Raw genomic sequence first — 6,553 nt, forward strand, 5'->3', positions numbered from 1 at the left:
GTCGTCCGGCGTGACTTTCGGCAGCGCCGACGCGACTTCGGTCCGGCCTCGGCTATACAGGCGAGGCCGGACCGTCGTCTGTCGGCTTCCGCCGCTTCGCAGCTCAATGTGATTGGGTGAATACATCATTCGTGACGCAGGTGACGAAGGCGTCCCATCCACCCGGCGTGAAGGTCAACGCCGGGCCGGACGGGCTTTTCGAATCGCGGACACCGACGTGACCGGCCTCGAGCCACGCGACTTCGACGCACGCATCGGCCTCACCACTGTGGACAGACTTGAACCACTTCGCTCCGGATAGGTCGATGATCATTGTTCGCATCTCCTGGCCATATTTCTGAGCAAGTCTCTCGATCGTTGCTCTTCGAGCGCAGCACCACTGACGGCTTCGTGAATCACTCGGAAGCGGTTCACATCGTCCTCCTCCTCGAAAATCATTGTGCCTATCGCACCTTCGGTGTAGACGACGGACGGCTCGTCATGCGGGAAGTCGATGATTATGTACGGCGGTACCGCCAGTCCTCCGGGGAAGCCAGCGGTAAACGGAACGACCCGGATCGAGACGTTCTCTCGCGTACCCATGTCAGCAAGGTGACGATATTGCGAAGACATGATTCGCGTAGAGCCGACAACAGTACGCAGAGCCGACTCATGCACCAGGAATTCGGCTCGCATCGGCCTGTGCTTCCGAGTAAGTATCGCTGATCGTCTTATTCTCCGTTCCACGAGCCAGTCGGACTCTTCAGAGGGTCCCATCGACGCGGACGGTCGCACACTGCGGGCATAGTCTGGAGTCTGCAATAGACCCGGTATGATGAGCGTTTGGAAAAAGTGCAATTCCGCAGCGGCGGTTTCCAATTGAAGATACGTGTTGAACCCTGGTCTCACCAGGTCCCGATAATCCTCCCACCACGGTTTCACCCGTGCTTGCTCGGCAAGCGATTTCAGGTACTCGGTCCGCTCGTCCGGTAGCCCGTAGTACTGGCAGATGAACTCCACATCCCGAACCTTGATCTTCTCGTTCTGCCCAAGTTCCAACCGTCCGAGCGACGATCGACTGATCTCCAAGACCTCGGCTACCTGCTCGAGGGTGTAACCGCCGGCCTGACGCGCGTCGCGCAGTGCGCGGCCCAACTGGCGACGCGGCAGCGTCGTCCGGCCGATGTCCGACTTGGTACCGACCATTTCCGTTGCGTCCTCCCCTGCTATCCCACGGTGTGACCTGCTTTTTCCCACGGCGGGAATCGATGTCCGCCCACTCGGGAAGCGCTCAGCGCGTACGCGCCGATTGCTGGGCACCGGCCGATTCGAGCTCCCCGTCGCGAGCACGTTCGCAGCATATGCACATGGCCGAACAACATGGAACGGAACTCGATTTCGTCACGAATTCCCGCGCGTCGGAGCGGATTACGCACGATCAACAGCCGACGAGGCACGGCATCGGGACACACCGGCACGGGCGTCGCGAGGTAGTGGATGGACTCCTCGTTCCGCCCGGAATCTGCGGGCACGCCGACGTGCGGTTGGCGCACGAGCAGATGCGGGCGCACCTGACTTGCCGGATCGAGCGGTGTGCGTGGAAGGCGGCCGCGTACCGCACGCTGGTGATCGCGGGACGGCTGACACCGCAGGCGGTGAGCCACCGGGAACGCGCCGCCGCACGAGGAATCGGGTTCCCGTCACCTGACGAAAGCGGAAACATCGACCGCGCCCTCGACGTGCAGACGATCCAAGCGGTGCTGGAGCGATTGTCGGCGTTGGCGGCCCCACCCGATGCTCTGCGGGGGTGAGCCGGTTGCATCGCACCACGCTCGGAGCCGCGCAGGCTTCCTGGCGGGTGGTGGGAAGTCGGATCGAGATCGTGTTCTTCCGCGACGACTCCGACCCCACACCTGCTTACCGGCTGCGCAACAACGGCGACACCCTGCCGATTCCCCTGGGGCAGAGCGGTCTCGTCGCCTTCGACGAGCGCGCACTGCCGGATCTGGCGCAGGTCCGCGAATGGTTCCCGCGCCACTTCCGGCTGTGGGACGCGGTCCGCGCCGAGTTCTGGGATGTTCTGCTGCCCGCGCACGGGGCGCGCACCGCAGACCTTCTTGTCCCGCCCCGAGCGGATGAGTTGGCCTGATCCGCTACTTCACACAGGTAACGAGAGCCGAATGTCCAAGCGACGAAATCGACCGCGACCCGCGACCCCCAAGCCGACGAATTCCACCATCCGATATCCACCGAGGACCACGATCGACTCGATACTCACGACGATGATGGCCGAACGCCGTGCGGATTCCGTCGGCTCCGACACCGTGCACTTCTGGGGATTCGCCCACGCGGAGACCTCCACGGCACAAGACGCGGCCCACACCGCGATAGTGCTCGATCCCGACGCCGAACGCTCCCCCATCCTGGATTCGGCCGAATGGCTGATCCGGCGATTCACCCGCCGCGTGTGGGGTTTCGGCCTGGCCTACCTGACGGTGGGCGAGATATTCCCCGGATCCGACGGCGTCCCGCCGGATGCGATACAGGCCGCGGAGGCGGGCCGGCTGAGCGAACGCGCCACCGCCGACCCCATGTGCGCGGCAACGATTTTCGATGCCCGAGCACGCGCCTACACGGCGCTGACCTACACGCACCTGCCCGAACTCGGACCGACGCCCACCTGGGTGAACGACACCCGCGCGTCCACCGATGCCTGGGTCACCCTGTTCGACCAGCGCGCTGTCGCGGCACACGTATGGGCGGCGGCCATAACGCTGGATCCGCGGGCGAACCACGCCGCCATAACGCGCCTACGGTCGCACTGAAACACCGGGACTTTCGGTCCGAAGGCGAATCGGTAATTGTGTTGGTCCCGCCCGGACGCGTTGTTATGGTGTGGGCGTGAATTCCCCGGAGGCGTCCAGACGATAGCCGCCCAGCATATGCGCTGGGCGGCGTTGTGAATGCAGAAACTGCTGGTCGTAGCGCGACTGGCAGATTTTTCGCGACGCCGGACGATGTTCGTTTCTGCGCGATCGGGCGACGGGTTCGCCCGATTCCGCGACCATCTCGGGCGCCGTGTCGGCTGCGCGGCGCCCTTATCCGGGGAGTTGTCCTTCTATGCCCTTTGTGGTGTTCGTGCTGGCTGTCGCGGTGTTCGCGCAGGGCACGTCCGAATTCATGGTGTCGGGGTTGCTGGAGCGGATCGCCGACGATCTCGGCGTCTCGCTCGGCACGGCCGGTCTGCTGACCTCGCTGTTCGCGGCGGGCATGGTGCTCGGCGCACCGGCGATGGCGGTGGCGGCGGGCCGGTTGCCGGTCCGGCATTCGGTAGCGGCGTTCTTGACGGTGTTCTGCGCCACTCATGTCGTCGGCGCGGTGACCAGCGAGTTCGCGGTGCTGCTGACGACCAGGGTCGTCGCGGCGGTCGCCAACGCGGGGTTCCTGGCCATCGTGCTGGCCGCTCTGCCGCGCTTGGTCGACCCGGCCGTGGTGGGCCGCGCGACCTCGGTGGTGGTGTCCGGGGTGACCGTGGCCTGCATCGCCGGTGTGCCTGCCGGGACTTTGCTGGGACAGGTGTGGGGTTGGCGTGCCGCGTTCTGGGCCGTCGCCGTCGTCAGCGGTGCTGTGGTGATCCCGGTGTGGGCGATGGTGCCTCGCACTGTGCGCGCCGGTGACCGGCCGACTACCCGGGGACCCTCTCCGGTGAAGGAGTGGGCGGTGCTCGGCACACGCCCGGTTCTCGTCGCGGTCCTGGTCGCGGTACTGGTGAACGCCGCGACGTTCGCGGGGTTCACGTTCCTCGGTTCGATCACCGCCGGGCTCGCCGAGCCGGGCAGCCGCTGGGTTCCGATCGTGCTGGCTCTGTTCGGCATCGGATCGTTCGTCGGCGTGACGTCGACCGGCCGCTACAGCGACGATCACCGAGAGCGGATCATCACGCTCGGTACCAGCGGGCTCGTCGGAGTGTGGCTGCTCGCCGCTGCGACCGCGCATACCCTGCCCGGAGTGGCGATCATGGCGACGGTGTCCGGGGCGATCGCGTTCGGGGTGGGATCGACGCTGATCGCGACGATCGTGCAGACCGCCGCGCCCACCGCGCCACGGATCGCGGGCGCGCTGGCCACCACCGCGTTCAACATCGGCGCCGTCCTCGGCCCGGCCACCGCCGCCGTGATCGTCGACAACACCGGTCAGCCCGCGAAGGCGTTGTGGTGCGGCACCGCCTTCACGATCGCCGCGATGGCTGTCGTCCTGACCTCGCGAAGGCCGGTCGCACCACGTACGGCTGACGCCGCGGCCCCGGCAGGAGACCCGATCGAGTAGAGCTGGCGAATTACCGCTAATAGACTTGACGAACCGCATATCGGGATGCCACTATCAATATGGGAAGACACGAGAAATCATGTGTCTATTTCTTGATGTCCTCGACATCGGCCAAGTTTGGGTGTAATTTAAGGCTTCGCGCCGGGTCGCGTGCTGTCCAACTCTCGAAATACGAAATGACTGTGGAAAGTGGCACTGTCGGCGTGCCACTTCCCACCCGTTGTAGTCGAGGCATGTTCGGGCACAGTCCAGCACGGTGCGCACAGGAGAACTACCGCCCACAGGACAAGCAGATACCGCGACGACCACGCGAACGCGTGGGCGGCGCGAGGTGCTGGAAGGACGCATCTTGACAATCTCGAGTCAGGCCGACGTCGATGCAGGAATGCCCGTCGAGACCGGGGTCTCCGGGGCGTCGAAGCGGGTCTCGTTCGCCAAAATTCGTGAGCCCCTCGATGTTCCGGGGTTGCTGGATATCCAGCTCGATTCTTTCGATTGGTTGATCGGTGCGCCCGCCCGCCACGAACGGGCGGCGGCGCGCGGCGACGCACGGGCGGGCGGATTGGCGGAGGTGCTCGAGGAGCTCTCGCCGATCGAGGATTTCGCCGGAACGATGTCGCTGACCCTGTCCGATCCCCGTTTCGAGGAGGTCAAGGCCTCGATCGATGAGTGCAAAGACAAGGACTTGACGTATGCGGCTCCGCTGTTCGTGACGGCGGAGTTCATCAACAACAACACCGGTGAGATCAAGAGCCAGACGGTCTTCATGGGTGATTTCCCGATGATGACCGACAAGGGCACGTTCATCATCAACGGCACCGAGCGTGTCGTGGTGTCGCAGCTGGTGCGTTCGCCGGGTGTCTACTTCGACCACAGTGTCGACAAGGGCACGGAGAAGGATCTGCACAGTGTGCGGGTGATTCCGTCGCGCGGTGCGTGGCTGGAGTTCGACGTGGACAAGCGCGACACCGTGGGTGTGCGCATCGACCGCAAACGCCGCCAACCCGTGACGGTCCTGCTCAAAGCGCTCGGCTGGACGGATGAGCGGATCCGCGAGCGGTTCGGTTTCTCCGAGATCATGATGACGTCGCTGGAGAAGGACAACACACCGGGCACCGATGAGGCGCTGCTGGACATCCATCGCAAGCTGCGTCCGGGTGAGCCGCCGACCAAGGAGTCCGCGCAGACCCTGCTGGAGAACCTGTTCTTCAAGGAGAAGCGCTACGACCTTGCGCGCGTCGGTCGCTACAAGATCAACAAGAAGCTCGGCATCCACTCCGGTGAAGTCATCGGCTCACCGGTGCTCGCCGAGGAAGACATCGTCACGATCATCGAATACCTGCTGCGCCTGCACGCGGGTGACAAGACCATGACCGCCCCCGGTGGCATCGAGGTTCGGGTCGAGGTCGATGACATCGATCATTTCGGCAATCGTCGCCTGCGCACCGTCGGCGAGCTGATCCAGAACCAGATGCGAATCGGTCTCTCCCGCATGGAGCGTGTGGTCCGCGAGCGGATGACCACTCAGGACGTCGAGGCGATCACGCCGCAGACGCTTATGAACATCCGCCCGGTCGTCGCCGCGATCAGGGAGTTCTTCGGAACCTCGCAGATGTCGGTATTCCTCGACGAGCGCAACCCGCTGGCCAGTCTGACCCAGAAACGCCGCCTCTCGGCGCTGGGCCCGGGTGGCCTGACCAGGGAGCGCGCCGGCCTGGAGGTCCGCGATGTGCACTACAGCCACTACGGCCGGATGTGCCCGATCGAGACACCCGAAGGCCCGAACATCGGCCTGATCGGTTATCTGTCGGTGTACGCGCGGGTGAATCCGTTCGGCTTCATCGAGACCCCGTACCGGAAAGTGGTCGACGGCCGGGTGACCGACGAGGTCGACTACCTGACCGCCGACCAGGAAGACCTGCATGTCGTGGCGCAGGCGAACGAGCCACTCGATGCCGAGGGGCGCTTCGTCGAGCCGCGAATCGCGGTGCGTCGCAGGAATTCCGAGGTCGAACTCGTCGAATCCGCGCAAGTCGACTACATGGACGTGTCGCCGCGTCAGATGGTGTCGGTCGCGACCGCGATGATCCCTTTCCTCGAGCACGACGACGCCAACCGGGCTCTCATGGGCGCGAACATGCAGAAGCAGGCGGTTCCGCTGATTCGCTCCGAGTCCCCGCTGGTCGGCACCGGTATGGAGTCGCGAGCCGCGATCGATGCCGGTGACGTGGTGGTGAACGAGAAAGCC

At 64.7% G+C, this 6,553-nt stretch carries 7 protein-coding genes; 5 read left to right on the plus strand and 2 right to left on the minus strand.

Annotated features, from left to right (window positions below; genetic code table 11):
• Positions 1 to 103 precede the first annotated feature (103 nt).
• A complete protein-coding gene (locus ON29_RS22245) occupies positions 104 to 313 on the minus strand; it encodes a DUF397 domain-containing protein (protein WP_040869134.1) in 210 nt (69 codons plus the stop codon).
• Positions 310 to 1,185, minus strand: coding sequence for a helix-turn-helix domain-containing protein (locus tag ON29_RS22250; RefSeq protein WP_040869136.1), 876 nt, complete (start codon positions 1,183 to 1,185; stop codon positions 310 to 312). Before ON29_RS22250 ends, ON29_RS22245 begins: the two co-directional genes overlap by 4 nt.
• 161 nt (positions 1,186 to 1,346) lie before the next feature.
• Here ON29_RS22250 and ON29_RS22255 point away from each other — a divergent pair, with 161 nt between their 5' ends.
• The 5 genes from ON29_RS22255 to ON29_RS22275 form a co-directional block, all read left to right on the plus strand.
• The gene (locus ON29_RS22255) at positions 1,347 to 1,790 is read left to right on the plus strand and encodes a hypothetical protein (RefSeq protein ID WP_157172860.1); all 444 of its coding nucleotides are present in this window, start codon (positions 1,347 to 1,349) and stop codon (positions 1,788 to 1,790) included.
• Positions 1,787 to 2,128: a hypothetical protein gene (locus ON29_RS22260; protein WP_040869140.1), complete on the plus strand. Its 342-nt coding sequence runs from the start codon at positions 1,787 to 1,789 to the stop codon at positions 2,126 to 2,128. Before ON29_RS22255 ends, ON29_RS22260 begins: the two co-directional genes overlap by 4 nt.
• 133 nt (positions 2,129 to 2,261) lie before the next feature.
• Positions 2,262 to 2,804, plus strand: coding sequence for a hypothetical protein (locus ON29_RS22265; RefSeq protein WP_040869142.1), 543 nt, complete (start codon positions 2,262 to 2,264; stop codon positions 2,802 to 2,804).
• 295 nt (positions 2,805 to 3,099) lie between these two features.
• The gene (locus ON29_RS22270; protein ID WP_040869143.1) at positions 3,100 to 4,305 is read left to right on the plus strand and encodes a Cmx/CmrA family chloramphenicol efflux MFS transporter; all 1,206 of its coding nucleotides are present in this window, start codon (positions 3,100 to 3,102) and stop codon (positions 4,303 to 4,305) included.
• A gap of 331 nt (positions 4,306 to 4,636) precedes the next feature.
• The coding region (locus ON29_RS22275) for an RNA polymerDNA-directed RNA polymerase subunit B (protein WP_505777426.1) at positions 4,637 to 6,553 on the plus strand (1,917 nt) is incomplete at its 3' end.

Source organism: Nocardia exalbida NBRC 100660, assembly GCF_000308575.1.
In the GTDB taxonomy this organism is placed as follows: Bacteria; Actinomycetota; Actinomycetes; order Mycobacteriales; family Mycobacteriaceae; genus Nocardia; species Nocardia exalbida.